The organism is Streptodolium elevatio, assembly GCF_053592165.1.
Map to the genome: position 1 here is coordinate 70,413 of NZ_JBSFVE010000014.1, position 12,518 is coordinate 82,930.

Genomic DNA, 12,518 nt, shown 5'->3' on the forward strand with positions numbered 1-12,518 from the left:
GATCCGGCAACGCGCGCACGCTGTCGCGTCGCCGGGCGGACACGGTGGTCGCGCCCGGGGCGATGCGTCGGCTGCCGGCAATTTCCGTACGCCGAAGTACTCGGCCTGCGCCTCGCGATTGCAAACGCGACCAGGACAGGGTCGGCACGCGCGTCCAGGGCTGCCCGGTGGTGGGAGCGATTGCGGTCAACAGTCCGCGGTCGTTCCGCGCATGGCTGTGACGCGCAGGTCGTTCTCGGGCCCGACCTGGGCGGGTGGCCGAAGTCCTCGAACGTGCTCGACGACCGGTCGGCTCATGGGGTCAAAGCTTGTGGAGTCCTGTGTAGGGGTTGAGGATCCGGACTTTGTACGAGCCGAAGTCGACGAGCATCGCCGTCTCGTCCTCGACACCGATGACCTTGCCCAGGCCGTAACGGTCGTGTGAGACCCGTTCCCCTGGATCGAAGTGTTTGGCCACCGGCGCGGCCGGGACCGTGAAAGGGCTTGTGGACAGCTGGCGCCGGGGCGCGGGTCGTTTCATCATGTAGGGCCAGTATGCGCTGTCAGGGGTCCCGACTCCAGATCAGACCTTGATGGGTGGCGAAGAGCCACGGGCCGTCGCCCTCGGTCACATGCGGGCCGAGGCCCGGGGTGCGCGGCGCCGCCGGGCGGGCGGCTGCGGGGCGGCGGGGAGCCGGGGTCGGGCAGCGGCTGGAACGGCAGATCGCCGCGGTGGCCGACGGCCAGGCAGAGCTGGCGGGCGGCCAGGCGCGTGGCGTCCGCGAGATCCAGGGCGGGGGCACTGGTAAGGAGCCGGATCGTCAGGCCGTCGAGCAGGGCCATATCGCCACGGCGGTGGCCGCGTACGCGCTGTCCGTCATCGACTTCCTCGACGCACTGAAGAACATCCTCGAACTCACCGTGGTGGTCCTCGGCCCCGGCCTGGCCATCAGCGCGGCCGACCTCGTCCTGCGCCGCAACCACTACCCGGGCCCGGGCCTCCGCGACGAGTCACCCACCGGCGCGTACTGGTACCACGGCGGCGCCAACACCGCCGGGCTGGCCGCGCAACTCCTGGGCAGCACTGGCGTTGCTGTGCCTGAACTCCACCATGTACGTCGGCCCCGTAGCCGACGCACTCGGCGGTGCCGACACCTCGGCGATTTTCGGGCCGGTCGTCGGCGCCGGCGTCTACGCCGCGCTCTTCACGACCGTCTACCGCCGTCAACTCGCCGTGGACCGCATCGCCGCAGGCCGCCGGCCCCGGCACCGGACGCCCACCCCCGAGCGCACCGGATGATCCACGCGCGGTCCTCGCCGGGTCAGTTCTCCGGGATGTACGCGGTGCACGTGCTGAACGCGCTGTTCAGGACGCAGTCGAACAGCTGGTTCCACTTGCTCTCGTCGTCGGCGGCAGCCTTGGACAGCGTGTCGGCACACGAGTCGTCGGTCAGGCCCCAGAGGGCACCCTCGGGCCAACCGGCCTCGCTGGTCCGGCTCTGGATGGCGTCGATGCAAGCCTGCGGCGGGTCGTAACTCCTGACCGCCGCCAGGAACTCGTTGTACTTGGAGTCCTCCGGCGAGCCGGACGAGCCCGGTACGGCGGCCTGCTGCTGCAGCGTCTGCTGCGCGGCCGACCTCGCCTCCGGCGACGCGTTCGGGTTCTGGAGGACCACCACCGCGTCCGCGACCTCGTCGGCCTTCTCCTTCAGGACGTCCTCGACCTTCGCCTTGTCCTCCGGCTTTTCCGGAGCCGTCTCCGGCTTCTGGACGGCCACCAGGCCGCCGGCGATCTCGTCGGCGGTCTTGAGCAGGTCGGCCTTGTTCGCCGCCGGGGTCATCGGGTCCAGGGCCACCGCCGAGTAGAAGGCGAGGTTCTGCGCGATCGCCTGGTTCTTCTCCCGGTCGGCCGCCGACAGGTTCGGGTCCTGGCTGCGCCGCACCGCTTCGTTGATGCCCTGGGCGAGCTTGGTGTAGAGCGCCTTGTCGGCCGCCGAAGTCGTGGGCGCCGAGGCCTCCTTCAGGACCACGTTGACGTTGTCCACGATGACCTTGTAGACGTCCTTGTTCTGCTGGGTCGCGGCCGGATCGTTGATGACCTTCAACGCCGTGGCCAGCCCGTCCCGGAGCTGCTTCTTCACGTCCTCGGACACGTTGAGGGCGGCGATCCGGGCCTCGACCTCCTGGGGCGTCACGCCCGCCTGGAACTGCTGCAACTGCTTCGGGATCTGCGGAGCCTGCGATTCGCCCTGCGAGGGACTGCCGGACTCCCCCTCCGAGGGTGTGCCGGGCTCGTTGTCCGAGGGAGTGCCTCCGTCCGGCGCGTCCGGCTGCTCGGACTCCGGCTCGGGTTCGTCGGGTGACTGCGGGTCCGGCGGATCGGGCGCCGGGGGTTCCGGCGACGGCGGGTCGGGTGGTGCCGGTGTGTCGGCGACGGGCGCGTTCGGGGCCCGGGAATCGGCGTCCGGCGCGGCGGCGGCCGCGGTGGGGAACGCGACTGCGGCGGCCAGGCAGGAGACGCCGACTATCCGGGAGAGCTGTCGCCGGGCGGTTTTGGACATGGTGAATCCAGGTGCGTTCGGGGATTGCTGCTGTGCCGGTGCCGCCCTCGGCCCTGGAACCGGGCCAAAGTCACCGGATGCGAAAGTTCAACCGTCCCCCCGATTGACAAGATCCACTCTTCGCCTCCTGATGGCCGGCCGCAAGTCAGCCGTGGTGACCGGCACGAGGTTGTCCTATGCTCCGCCGTCGAACGCGCCGCTCAGTGCCGCGATGTACGTCGCGTTCGCGGCGCGGTCGGCGAGCGGGATGTCGATGGGCCTGCGCGAGACCAGCATCCGGTAGTAGATCGGCGCGGCGAGGGCCGCGATGAGCTCGACGCCGTCCGTGGTGGGCGGCAATTCGCCCCGCCCGACGGCGTGTTCGACGATGACGGCGGCACGCCGGTTGCGGTCCGCGAAGAACGCGTGCAGAGCGTCGGACGCGCGCGGGTTCTTGGTGGCCGCCGCGACGACGGTCTCGATGAGCGCGCGGATCGTGGCGTTCTCCACGTACAGCGTGACGATGGACCGCGCGAAGTGGCGGAGGTCGTCGGCCAGCGAACCGGCGTCGGGAAAAGGGAGTTCGGTCGTCCCCAGGCGGGTCAGCAGGTCGACGACCAGCCCTTCGACGGTACGCCAGCGCCGGTACACGGTGGTCACGTGCACGCCCGCGCGCCGCGCGACGTTCTCCATGGTCAGCCCCGCGTAGCCGGTCTCGCCCAGTTCGGCGAACACGGCGTCGAGCACCGCCTCGCGGTTGCGCGCGGTGCGCCCGCCGGGGCGCTGCGCCCCGGGATTGTTCGCCGACTCGCTCACGCGGCCTCCGACCGTTCGCGGGTTCGCGGGTTCGCAGGTCAACCCGGGGACTATTAATGCAAGAATTCTAGCGTTAGTCTGGGGATCGCGGTCGATCACACGCCGTGTCGCACGGCGACCGACCGGCCGCGGCACTCGGGGCCCTCGCCCAAACCCTCCTCGGAGATCCCCGTGGAACTGCCCAGTACTTGTACCGCCGCAGTCACCGCCGACGAGGCGGACGCCCGCGGCGCGCCCGTACCGCGAGCACCGGCGGCGCCCGCCCCTCCCGGGCAGGTCGTCGCCGAGCTGCGGGTGCCTGCCGACGGCAGCCGGGCGCACGCCGTCCGCCGCTTCGTCCGCGAACAACTCCTGCACCACACCAGTGCGCCCGACCACACGGTCGACGACGCCGTGCTGCTGGCGAACGAGCTGTTCACGAACGCCGTACGCCACACGCCGGCCGGACACATCGCGGTCCGCCTCGTGCACGACCCCCGGCACCGGACGTTCGCCGTGCTCGTCGACGACCCCGACCCCCGGCCTCCGGCCCCGGCAATCCGGTGCGCCGGGAACGACGCGGACGCCGGCGAATCGGGACGCGGACTCGCCCTCGTCGCCGGATTCGCCCTCGACTGGGGATGGCACCCGAGCGGAACCGGGAAGTCCGTGTGGTTCGCGATGAGCACCGGCCCAGAGCCCGGCCAACCCCCACCCCACCAACGGAAGGACAGCCATGCGTGAAGAGGTCGAATTCGACGCCGACGGCACCACGCTGCGCGGCACCCTCCACCTGCCCGAGGGCACCGGCCCGTTCCCCGCGGTCGTCCTCACCCACGGCTTCGGCGCGGTCAAGGAGCAGTACACCGACGTGATCGCCGATTCCCTCGCCGCCGAGGGGTTCGCCGCGCTCCTCTACGACCACCCCAACTTCGGTGCCAGCGACGGCCTGCCACGGCAGGAGGTCGACCCCTGGGCGCAGATCGACGGCTACCGGCACGCCGTCACGTACCTGCACACCCGTGCCGACGTGGCCCACGACCGCATCGGCGTCTTCGGCACCAGCTACTCCGGCGGACATGTGCTCGTCGTCGGCGCGATCGACCGGCGCGTCAAGGCGGTGTACGCCCAGGTCCCGGTGATCAGCGGCGGCACCAGCCTCTCCCGCTTCATCAGTTCGGAGGCCCTGCAGGGCGTGCGCGAGATGTTCGCCCAGGACCGGCTGGCCCGGTTCCGCGGTGCCGAACCGGGGCTGATCCCCCTGATCACCGAGGATCCCGGGGCGATGGCGGCGCTGGCCGACCGGGAGACGTACGCCTGGTACCAGACCATCGAGCCGGAGCGCCTGGCCACCTGGCGCAACGAGGTCACCGTGCGGTCCGTCGAACTGCTCTCCGGGTACGAGCCGGCCGACTACATCGCCCGTATCTCGCCCACGCCGCTGCTGATGGTCGTCGCCCAGCACGACATCCTCACCCACAGCGATCTCGCGTTCGCCGCGTACGAACGCGCGCTGCACCCGAAGCGGCTCGTCACCCTCCCGGGCGGCCATTTCGTCGTCTACAACAAGGAGTTCGCGAACACGCAGGCCCTGGCGGCGGAGTTCTTCCGCGAGCACCTGGGCGGCTGACGCACGTCGCCGGTACGCGCCGCCGGGCCCCGCGGCGTGGCGGCCGCGGCCGGCCCATGCCGTCCTGTCCCGTCCTGTCCTGTTCGGCTCAGACGGCCAGGCCGGACTCGTAGGCGAAGATCACCAGTTGCGCCCGGTCCCGGGAGTTCGTCTTGGCCAGCAGGTTGGTCAGATGGGTCTTGACCGTGCTGGTGGCCAGGACGAGGTCGGCGGCCGTCTCCGCGTTGGACATGCCTTTCGCGACCCGGGCAAGGACGTCGCGTTCGCGTTCGGTGAGGGTGGCCAGGCGGAGGCGGGACGGATGGGGCTCGGGCGCGTCGGCGGGTGTCGGCGGTGTGGCGGTGAAGCGGTCGATGAGGCGGCGGGTGGCCGCCGGCGTGAGAAGGGCGTCGCCGGCCGCCACCACACGGATCGCGGTCAGGATGTCCTCGGGCGGGGAGTCCTTCACCAGGAAACCGCTGGCCCCCGCCCGCAGCCCGGAGAAGACGTACTCGTCCAGGTCGAACGAGGTCAGGATGACGACGCGGGCGGCCGACGCGCGGGTGATCTCGCGGGTGGCGTCTATGCCGTTCATGCCGGGCATGCGGATGTCCATCAGCACGACGTCGGGGCGGAGTTCGAGCGCCAGGTCCACGGCCTGGGCGCCGTCCTGGGCGGCGCCGACGACCCGCATGCCCGGTTCGGTGTTCAGCAGGGCGGCGAGGGAGACCCGGAGAAGGGCCTGGTCGTCGGCGAGCATGACGCGGATCTCGGGCCGCGCGGGCACCTCGGGCGGGGCAGGCATCCGGGACTGCACAGGTACCTCGGGGACCTCGGGAATCACAGGTGGGGTCACGGGCAGGCCTCGTCGGGGGTAGGGGTGTACGGGAGCCAGGCTTCGACCTGCCAGCCGTCCCGGGGCGCGGGCCCGGCCGTGACGCTGCCTCCGTAGAGGCGGACTCGTTCGCGCATGCCGTGGATGCCCTGTCCGTCGCCGCTCGCGGCGACGGGGCCGGGGTTGGTGACCCGCATGCGGACGCCGCCGTCGGTCTCGTGCGTGATGTCGACTACCGCCGAACGTGTGGCGGCGTGCTTGACCGCGTTGGTCAGCGCCTCCTGGACGATCCGGTACGCGGCCAGGTCGGCGCCCGCGGCGAGCGGGCCCGGGGGCCCGTGGACGGTCAGTTCGGTACGCAGGCCCGCGGCGGAGGTGGCGGCGACCAGGTCCGCGAGGTCGGCCAGACCGGGCTGGGGCGCCAGGCCGTCGGCGTCGTCGCCGCGCAGGACGTTCATCAACCGCCGCATCTCCCCCAGCGAGGAACGGCCGGTCCGTTCGATCGTGGCGACGACCTCGTGCAGGGCGTCGTCGGGGGCGGAGCGGAGGCGGGCGACGCCGGCCTGGACGGTCATCAGCGTGACGCCGTGCGCGACGACGTCGTGCAGTTCCCGGGCGATGGCCAGCCGTTCGGCGGCGAGACGGGCCTCTGCCTCGGCGTCCGCCCGGCGTCGCTGCTGATCGGCGAACGCGGTCCGCCACTCGCGCCGCTGGCGGACGACCTCGGCGAGCACACACGGCGGCAGCGCGACGATCAGCGGGACCACCACGAGTTGGAGTGGTGTCATGTCGTGCTGGGTGAGGACGATTGCCTGAGCGAGCAGCCAGGTGCCGGCCGCGGTCAGGACGGCCGCGCGCCGCGAGCGGACCGCCGCCGAGTAGGACGCCATCATCCAGACGGTGGGCTGGAGCGTGGTGTCGAGTTCGAGGACGTACAGGTAGGTGACCGCGTTGGTCCAGATCAGCACCGGCACCGGGTACTTGCGGCGCAGCAGCACCGGGGCGGTGACCAGCAGCAGGGCGGGTATCAGGCCGGGTTCGCCGTCACCGTCCGCTGCTGTCACCGCCAGCAGCACGATGGCGACGGCGTCCAGGCAGACCCAGTGCCACGGCCGCAGTTCGATCACACGGTGACGCTATCCCCCCGAGGACGCGGGCCACTTCCCCCCACGGTCGGAAGCACGGTCGGCACCCCGGGCGGAAGCGTGCCGCACACCCGGTCGGCGACCGTGGTCCCCGGGAGGCATTGATGATCAAAGTCACAGGGCTGGTCAAGCGCTACGGCAAAGCTGTCGCCGTCGACGGGCTCACGTTCTGCGTCCGACCGGGACGCGTCACCGGGTTCCTCGGACCGAACGGCGCGGGCAAGTCCACCACGATGCGGATCATCCTCGGACTGGACCGGGCCACCGAGGGCCGCGCGCTGATCGACGGCCGGCCGCTGCGCGAACTCGACCGGCCGCTCAGCCGGGTCGGGGCGCTGCTGGACGCCTCGGCCGTGCACGGAGGACGCACCGCCCGCGCTCACCTGCGGGCCGTCGCGGCGGCCGGCGGCATCGGGGACGACCGGGTCGACGCCTGCCTGGAACTGGCCGGGCTCGCGGCGGTGGCGAGCCGCCGGATCCGCGGCTTCAGCCTGGGCATGCGGCAACGGCTGGGCATCGCCACGGCGTTGCTCGGCGACCCGGACGTACTGCTCTTCGACGAGCCGGTCAACGGTCTCGACGCGGAGGGCATCCTGTGGGTGCGCACGCTGATGCGCGGCCTGGCCGCCGAGGGGCGGACCGTGTTCGTCTCCTCGCACCTGATGGCGGAGATGGCGAACACCGCCGACCACCTCGTCGTGATCGGCCGCGGCCGACTGCTTGCCGACGCCCCGATCGGCGAGCTGACCGGGACCGCGTCGCTGGAGGACGCGTACCTGGAACTGACCGGCAAAGCAGTCGAGTTCCACACCCGGGAGGTCCGGCCGTGACAACGCTCAAGTCGGAATGGGTCAAGTCCCGGTGGATCAAGCCCCGGTGGGTCAAGCCCGAGTGGATCAAGTCCGAGTGGATCAAGTCCGAGTGGATCAAGCTGGTTTCGGTACGTTCGACGTGGTGGTGCCTGGGCACCGCGGCAGTCCTGGTACCGGTGTTCGCGGTGCTGACCGCGCTGGCGACGGACGCGGTCGAGGCCGCGGCGCAGCCCAAGGCGTGGTTGGCCGCGGACGACGCGTTCGACCCGCTCAGACCGCTGAGCGGCATGCTGCTGGCGCAGTTCGCGTTCGGCGTGCTGGGGGTGCTGACGATCACCTCGGAGCATTCGACGGGCCAGATCCGCACCTCGCTCCTGGCCGTCCCGTACCGGCGGCGCCTGCTGGCGGCCAAACTCGCCGTGCTGCTGGCGGTGGTGGCGTCAGTGGCGTCGTTGCTCACCTTCGGGACGTTCTTCCTGTCCCAGGCCGTCTATCCGGACGGCCTCGGGATAGCGCTCGGCGACGGGGGCGCGTGGAAGGCCCTGCTCGGGATGATCGCGTACACGGTGTTCATCGCCGCGTTCGGATTCGCGGTCGGCGCGGCGCTGCGCGGGACGGGTGCCGCGATCACCGTGTTCATGGCCGTGACGTTCGTGGTCATGAGCGCGGTGCCCGCGGTGCTCCCGAACTCTGCCGGGGACGCAGCGAGCCACTACACCTTTCTCGGCCTGGCCGATTCGCTGACCACGCTCCAACCCGATCCACAGCCCGGAATGCCGGTGGCCGCCCTGCTCCTGGCCGCGTACGCCGTCGTCGCGCTGGCCCCGGCCCTCCTGCTGACGGAACGCCGGGACGCCTGACCCCGGGCGGCGCCCGGCGCGCCGCCCGGGCCGGGGCCGGTCAGGCCGAGTTGGGCCGACCGGTGCCCGGGGCCGCGGGTGGTCCCGCTGCCCGCGCGCCGCCGGGCACTCGACTTTCAAAAGCTTTTCAAAAATTGTTCCCGGAGCCCGGAACAACCTTCCGAAAATATCCCGTTGGATACCATGAGAGGCGGTTTGACCTGGGCATATACCCCTCTCATTTCATTTAACTGAACAGAAATAAATGGCGCCGTCCAGCGTTACCTGGTGCCTCGATCCTCCTGAGCGGAGTCGGCCCCCGATCACCGTGATGCGTTCGGCACAGTTGGCGCAGCTGAACGTGCCGTACGACTCCGGCGAGCACCAGTGGAACGACATCACCTCCTACGGCTTCGGCGGCTACTACTCGCACGCCATCGCCAAGAAGGAATGCCCCGGCGGCAAGCTCGAAGGCCAGTGGATCGGCAAGAAGGAGGACGCCAAGAAGGTCCTCTGCGTCCAGAAGGTCGACTCCGGACTCGCCTACCGCTCGCAGGAGCAGGAGTGGATGAGCCCCGACCTCGGTGACCTGTTCACCGCGCAGGGGCAGGACCTGGTGGTCTACACGATCTCCAAGGTCGACTGGTACGAGTACGTCACCGAGTGGCGCTTCGCCGACGACGGCCAGATCTCCGCGCGCCTCGGTGCCACCGGCGACCTGTCCCCGGAGGACTGGACGACGCCCGACAAGGGCTGGCCGATCGGCAAGGACGCCACCGCGATATCCGGCAACCACTTCCACAACGCCACCTGGCGCGTGGACTTCGACATCGACGGCGACGGCGGCGAGAAGGTCGAGCAGTACGACACCGTCGACACCGGTGTGCGCGGCAAGCGCGGCGAGGTCTACAGCACGGCCAAGACCGACATCACCAAGGAAGGCTCCTTCCAGAACGCCAACCTGCGGTGGTGGCGGGTCGGCAGCCAGTCGAGCAAGAACGCCGACGGCCACAACCGCAGCTACGAGCTGGTGCAGAACACCACCAACCAGCAGTACACGGCGAACGCGCCGCAGTCTCCGGCGGTGTCCTTCACGCAGGCCAAGGCGTGCGAGAAGTTCGCGAGCTTCAACGCCGACCCGGAGTGCGGCGCGCAGGACATCCCCGGCTACGTCAACGGGGAGAAGCTGACGGATCCGCTGATGTGGGTCACCGTCCCGTTCCACCACATTCCGCGGGACGAGGACCAGAGCCCGATGCCCGTCCACTGGCAGGGCTTCGACCTGCTGCCCCGCGACGTGACGGCGATGAACCCGCTCACGCCGAAGGGCCGCACGGACAACAACGGACAGGTCGGCTGATCCGAGCAGGCACCAAGGCCGGCCGTCCCCCGCGGGCGGCCGGCCCACGCGACAGCCCGTACCCATCCGGTACGGGCCGCTCGACCAGACCCGAAGGAGACCCGCGTGCTGCGCGGACTCGCCGTCACCGGCGCCCTGTTCGTCACCGGCGCGGGCATCGCACTCACCGCGATCGCCTTCTCCGGCACCTCCGGCTCGGCGGCCCCGGCCGCCGCACCCGCGTCACCCGCGGCAACCGCCGCCGCGTCACCGGGCGTGCCCCGCCCCGGGACGGCAGTGCCCGCCGGCCCCGGCCCCTCGGCCTCGTCCCCCAAGCCGCCCAACGCCGCCGACCTCACCTTCGCGCTCGGGATGGTCCCGCACCACGCCCAGGCCGTGGAAATGAGCCGCATCGTCCTCGCCAAGCCCGGCGTGCACCACCTGGTCACCACACTCGCCGAGCGCATCCTCGCCGACCAGCGGCGCGAGATCACCGACATGAACGCGTGGCTCGCGGCTTGGGGCCAGGACCCCATACCGGCCGACTCGCAGGCCGCGGCAAGCCATGCGGCCCACCACGGCGGCACCGGCGCGGCATGCTCACCACCCAGCAGATGGCCGGTCTGACGGCCGCCGACGGCGCGACCGCGTCACAGCTCTTCCTCGACCTGATGATCGAGCACCACCGCGGCGCCGTCGCCATGGCCCGTACCGAAGCCGCCGACGGCGGCAACGTGTTCGCCCGCAACCTCGCCGCGCACATCATCACCGAGCAGGAGACCGAGATCGTGCAGATGCAGACCCTCTCCGACTACGTCTGAGGGCCACGGCCGCAGGGCGGCCCACGGGCGCGTCCGCGGTACGTCCGACCAGCCCGCACGTCCGCGACCGGCCACCACCCGTCGATACGATTGGAGCCATGGCGCCCGACCCCGGCCCGACGCGACGCGACGCGACGCAAGCTCATCGACGCGGCCACCACCCTCTTCGCCCGGCACGGCGTCGCGGGCGTGTCACGCGCCGAGATCGGCCGTGCCGCCGGGCAGCGGAACACCGCCGCGCTCGTCTACCACTTCGGCGACCTCGACGGAATACTGCGGGCCGTCCTCGGCGAGAACGTGGCGCGGCTGCGCGAACGCCGCATGGCCATGCTCACCGACGCGGTCGCCGCGTCCCCGACGGACGTCCGGCCGGTCATGAAGGCCTTCGTACTGCCACGGGCCGACCTCGCCGACGGCGACTGGCGGGACCGGGCGTACGCGCAGATCCACGCCGACCTCACCGGGCACCCGGCGTGGACCACCGCCGCCGTCGCCCACGCCACCCGCAACGGCGACGGCCCCGAGGTCACCGCGGAACTCGTCCGGCGCTGCCCGGACGTCCCCGCCGACCTCCAGGCCGACCGCATCCTGCTCGTGGCCGCCTTCGTCGTCCGGGCGACCGCCGCCCGCGCCCGAGCCCTCGACATGGGCGGCGCCGACCCGGCCGAGTACCACCGGACCCACGCGCTGTTCGCCGCGAACCTGGTGGATGTCGGCGTGGCCGCAGTGACGGCACCCGTAAGTGAAGAGACCCGGGAAGCGAGCGCAATCGCCACGGCGTGACAGGGCGGCGGCATCGTGCGGAACACCGCGTACCGACGTGCGCCGGATAGCGCCACTGCCCATACGAAGAGCGTCTGCGCACCGGCCCGCAGTGTCACGCTGGCACCTCCGGCGCGCGAACGCCGGGCATCAGCCCAGTACCCGGAGCGTGCGGGATGCCTGGTCTCCGAGGAGTGAAGTCCCGGGGCCGGTCCGGCGTTTGAAGCCGGATCAGTCGTCGCCGCGGGGCGGCTCGCCGAACGCCCGGTGCAGGGGTACGTGCGGCGGCGGGCCGGGCATGCCAAACCTCACGGTGGCGCAACTACCGGCGCGGCGGCTGCGGTGTGACGCCGTCGTGGGGCCGCGCCCGTGCGGCCGGCGACCTCGCCTCCGAACCGGCCTGAACGGTCCGCCGGTCGGCCCCCAGTTCGAGGGCGATGGCCGAGCGCAGGAGGGCACGCGCGCGGGCGAGGGGCAGGGAGCCGGAGACCCAGCGTTCGCTGATGCCCTCGACGAGGGCGGTGAGGCGTTCGGCGGCGTCGGCGGGGACGACGTGCGGATCGATGTCCCCGGTCTTCTGGCCGGCGCGGATGAGGTCGTCGGCGTCGCGGACCCACCCGGCGGTGGCCTCGCGCAGTTGGCGGCCGAGCTCGGCGTCGAAGACGGCGCTGGCCCGGTACTCGCCCCATGCGGTGCTGTTCTCCACGACGTCCGGCTCGTCCTGGAGTTCGCGCAGCAGCATCTCCTCCAGATGGCCGCGCGGGTCGACGGCCGGGTCGATGGCGGATTTGGTGTACTGCTCGGCCCGCTCGTTGATGAACTCCCAGGTGCGCTGCATCAGCCCGGCCCGGTTGCCGAAGTGGTAGTAGACCAGGCCGATCGAGACGCCGGCCTCGGCCGCCAGTTCGTCCACGCGCAGGCCGCGGACGCCCCGGCGGGCGATCATCCGGGCGGCGGCTCCAGGATCTGCACCTGACGACTCGACACACTGGCCCCCAAGTGGGGCCTCCCGACCCCATCGACTGACTGAATATTCAGTCAT

Annotated in this window: 15 protein-coding genes; 9 read left to right on the forward strand and 6 right to left on the reverse strand. The window is 71.4% G+C overall.

The window, feature by feature from the left end:
• Nucleotides 1–301: 301 nt before the first annotated feature.
• Entirely contained in the window at nt 302–523 is a 222-nt protein-coding gene (locus tag ACWD12_RS24715; protein ID WP_358351743.1) for a hypothetical protein, read from the reverse strand.
• A 567-nt stretch (nt 524–1,090) separates the two neighbouring features.
• Between ACWD12_RS24715 and ACWD12_RS24720 the strand changes: the two genes are divergently transcribed.
• Nucleotides 1,091–1,279: a hypothetical protein gene (locus ACWD12_RS24720; RefSeq protein ID WP_450101375.1), complete on the forward strand. Its 189-nt coding sequence runs from the start codon at nt 1,091–1,093 to the stop codon at nt 1,277–1,279.
• A gap of 22 nt (nt 1,280–1,301) precedes the next feature.
• Here the strand turns inward: ACWD12_RS24720 and ACWD12_RS24725 are convergent, their stop codons facing one another.
• Both ACWD12_RS24725 and ACWD12_RS24730 read right to left on the reverse strand, forming a co-directional pair.
• Nucleotides 1,302–2,540 carry a hypothetical protein gene (locus tag ACWD12_RS24725; protein WP_450101376.1) on the reverse strand — a complete coding sequence of 413 codons (1,239 nt, stop codon included), beginning with the start codon at nt 2,538–2,540 and terminating at the stop codon, nt 1,302–1,304.
• Nucleotides 2,541–2,714: 174 nt separating this feature from the next.
• Nucleotides 2,715–3,335 carry a TetR/AcrR family transcriptional regulator gene (locus ACWD12_RS24730; protein WP_450101377.1) on the reverse strand — a complete coding sequence of 207 codons (621 nt, stop codon included), beginning with the start codon at nt 3,333–3,335 and terminating at the stop codon, nt 2,715–2,717.
• A gap of 171 nt (nt 3,336–3,506) precedes the next feature.
• Here ACWD12_RS24730 and ACWD12_RS24735 point away from each other — a divergent pair, with 171 nt between their 5' ends.
• Both ACWD12_RS24735 and ACWD12_RS24740 read left to right on the forward strand, forming a co-directional pair.
• Nucleotides 3,507–4,058 carry an ATP-binding protein gene (locus ACWD12_RS24735; protein WP_450101378.1) on the forward strand — a complete coding sequence of 184 codons (552 nt, stop codon included), beginning with the start codon at nt 3,507–3,509 and terminating at the stop codon, nt 4,056–4,058.
• Nucleotides 4,051–4,944 (forward strand): alpha/beta hydrolase, encoded by an 894-nt coding sequence (locus tag ACWD12_RS24740; RefSeq protein ID WP_450101379.1) that lies wholly within the window; start codon nt 4,051–4,053, stop codon nt 4,942–4,944. Before ACWD12_RS24735 ends, ACWD12_RS24740 begins: the two co-directional genes overlap by 8 nt.
• 88 nt (nt 4,945–5,032) lie before the next feature.
• Here the strand turns inward: ACWD12_RS24740 and ACWD12_RS24745 are convergent, their stop codons facing one another.
• Both ACWD12_RS24745 and ACWD12_RS24750 read right to left on the reverse strand, forming a co-directional pair.
• A complete protein-coding gene (locus ACWD12_RS24745) occupies nt 5,033–5,779 on the reverse strand; it encodes a response regulator (RefSeq protein ID WP_450101380.1) in 747 nt (248 codons plus the stop codon).
• On the reverse strand, nt 5,776–6,885 hold the full coding sequence (locus ACWD12_RS24750) for a sensor histidine kinase (RefSeq protein ID WP_450101381.1): 1,110 nt from the start codon (nt 6,883–6,885) through the stop codon (nt 5,776–5,778). Before ACWD12_RS24750 ends, ACWD12_RS24745 begins: the two co-directional genes overlap by 4 nt.
• Nucleotides 6,886–7,007: 122 nt before the next feature.
• On the opposite strand from ACWD12_RS24750, the gene ACWD12_RS24755 reads away from it, so the two are divergent.
• From ACWD12_RS24755 to ACWD12_RS24780, 6 genes are all read left to right on the forward strand, one after another.
• Nucleotides 7,008–7,733: an ABC transporter ATP-binding protein gene (locus ACWD12_RS24755; protein ID WP_450101382.1), complete on the forward strand. Its 726-nt coding sequence runs from the start codon at nt 7,008–7,010 to the stop codon at nt 7,731–7,733.
• Nucleotides 7,730–8,575 (forward strand): ABC transporter permease, encoded by an 846-nt coding sequence (locus ACWD12_RS24760; RefSeq protein ID WP_450101383.1) that lies wholly within the window; start codon nt 7,730–7,732, stop codon nt 8,573–8,575. Before ACWD12_RS24755 ends, ACWD12_RS24760 begins: the two co-directional genes overlap by 4 nt.
• 310 nt (nt 8,576–8,885) lie before the next feature.
• Nucleotides 8,886–9,914: a copper amine oxidase gene (locus ACWD12_RS24765; protein ID WP_450101384.1), complete on the forward strand. Its 1,029-nt coding sequence runs from the start codon at nt 8,886–8,888 to the stop codon at nt 9,912–9,914.
• 105 nt (nt 9,915–10,019) lie between these two features.
• The gene (locus ACWD12_RS24770; protein ID WP_450101385.1) at nt 10,020–10,520 is read left to right on the forward strand and encodes a DUF305 domain-containing protein; all 501 of its coding nucleotides are present in this window, start codon (nt 10,020–10,022) and stop codon (nt 10,518–10,520) included.
• The gene (locus ACWD12_RS24775; RefSeq protein ID WP_450101386.1) at nt 10,490–10,714 is read left to right on the forward strand and encodes a DUF305 domain-containing protein; all 225 of its coding nucleotides are present in this window, start codon (nt 10,490–10,492) and stop codon (nt 10,712–10,714) included. Before ACWD12_RS24770 ends, ACWD12_RS24775 begins: the two co-directional genes overlap by 31 nt.
• Before the next feature lie 90 nt (nt 10,715–10,804).
• On the forward strand, nt 10,805–11,497 hold the full coding sequence (locus ACWD12_RS24780; protein WP_450101387.1) for a TetR/AcrR family transcriptional regulator: 693 nt from the start codon (nt 10,805–10,807) through the stop codon (nt 11,495–11,497).
• A 301-nt stretch (nt 11,498–11,798) separates the two neighbouring features.
• Here the strand turns inward: ACWD12_RS24780 and ACWD12_RS24785 are convergent, their stop codons facing one another.
• A complete protein-coding gene (locus ACWD12_RS24785; protein WP_450101388.1) occupies nt 11,799–12,422 on the reverse strand; it encodes a TetR/AcrR family transcriptional regulator in 624 nt (207 codons plus the stop codon).
• Between the last annotated feature and the right edge of the window lie 96 nt (nt 12,423–12,518).

What these genes read in the sequence shown, in the direction of transcription:
- ACWD12_RS24765 (WP_450101384.1), top strand. Translation starts at nt 8,886, where the DNA reads ATGCGTTCGGCACAGTTGGCGCAGCTGAACGTGCCGTACGACTCCGGC.
- ACWD12_RS24715 (WP_358351743.1), bottom strand. Translation starts at nt 523, where the DNA reads ATGATGAAACGACCCGCGCCCCGGCGCCAGCTGTCCACAAGCCCTTTC.
- ACWD12_RS24785 (WP_450101388.1), bottom strand. Translation starts at nt 12,422, where the DNA reads ATGATCGCCCGCCGGGGCGTCCGCGGCCTGCGCGTGGACGAACTGGCG.
- ACWD12_RS24725 (WP_450101376.1), bottom strand. Translation starts at nt 2,540, where the DNA reads ATGTCCAAAACCGCCCGGCGACAGCTCTCCCGGATAGTCGGCGTCTCC.
- ACWD12_RS24775 (WP_450101386.1), top strand. Translation starts at nt 10,490, where the DNA reads ATGCTCACCACCCAGCAGATGGCCGGTCTGACGGCCGCCGACGGCGCG.
- ACWD12_RS24755 (WP_450101382.1), top strand. Translation starts at nt 7,008, where the DNA reads ATGATCAAAGTCACAGGGCTGGTCAAGCGCTACGGCAAAGCTGTCGCC.
- ACWD12_RS24720 (WP_450101375.1), top strand. Translation starts at nt 1,091, where the DNA reads ATGTACGTCGGCCCCGTAGCCGACGCACTCGGCGGTGCCGACACCTCG.
- ACWD12_RS24740 (WP_450101379.1), top strand. Translation starts at nt 4,051, where the DNA reads ATGCGTGAAGAGGTCGAATTCGACGCCGACGGCACCACGCTGCGCGGC.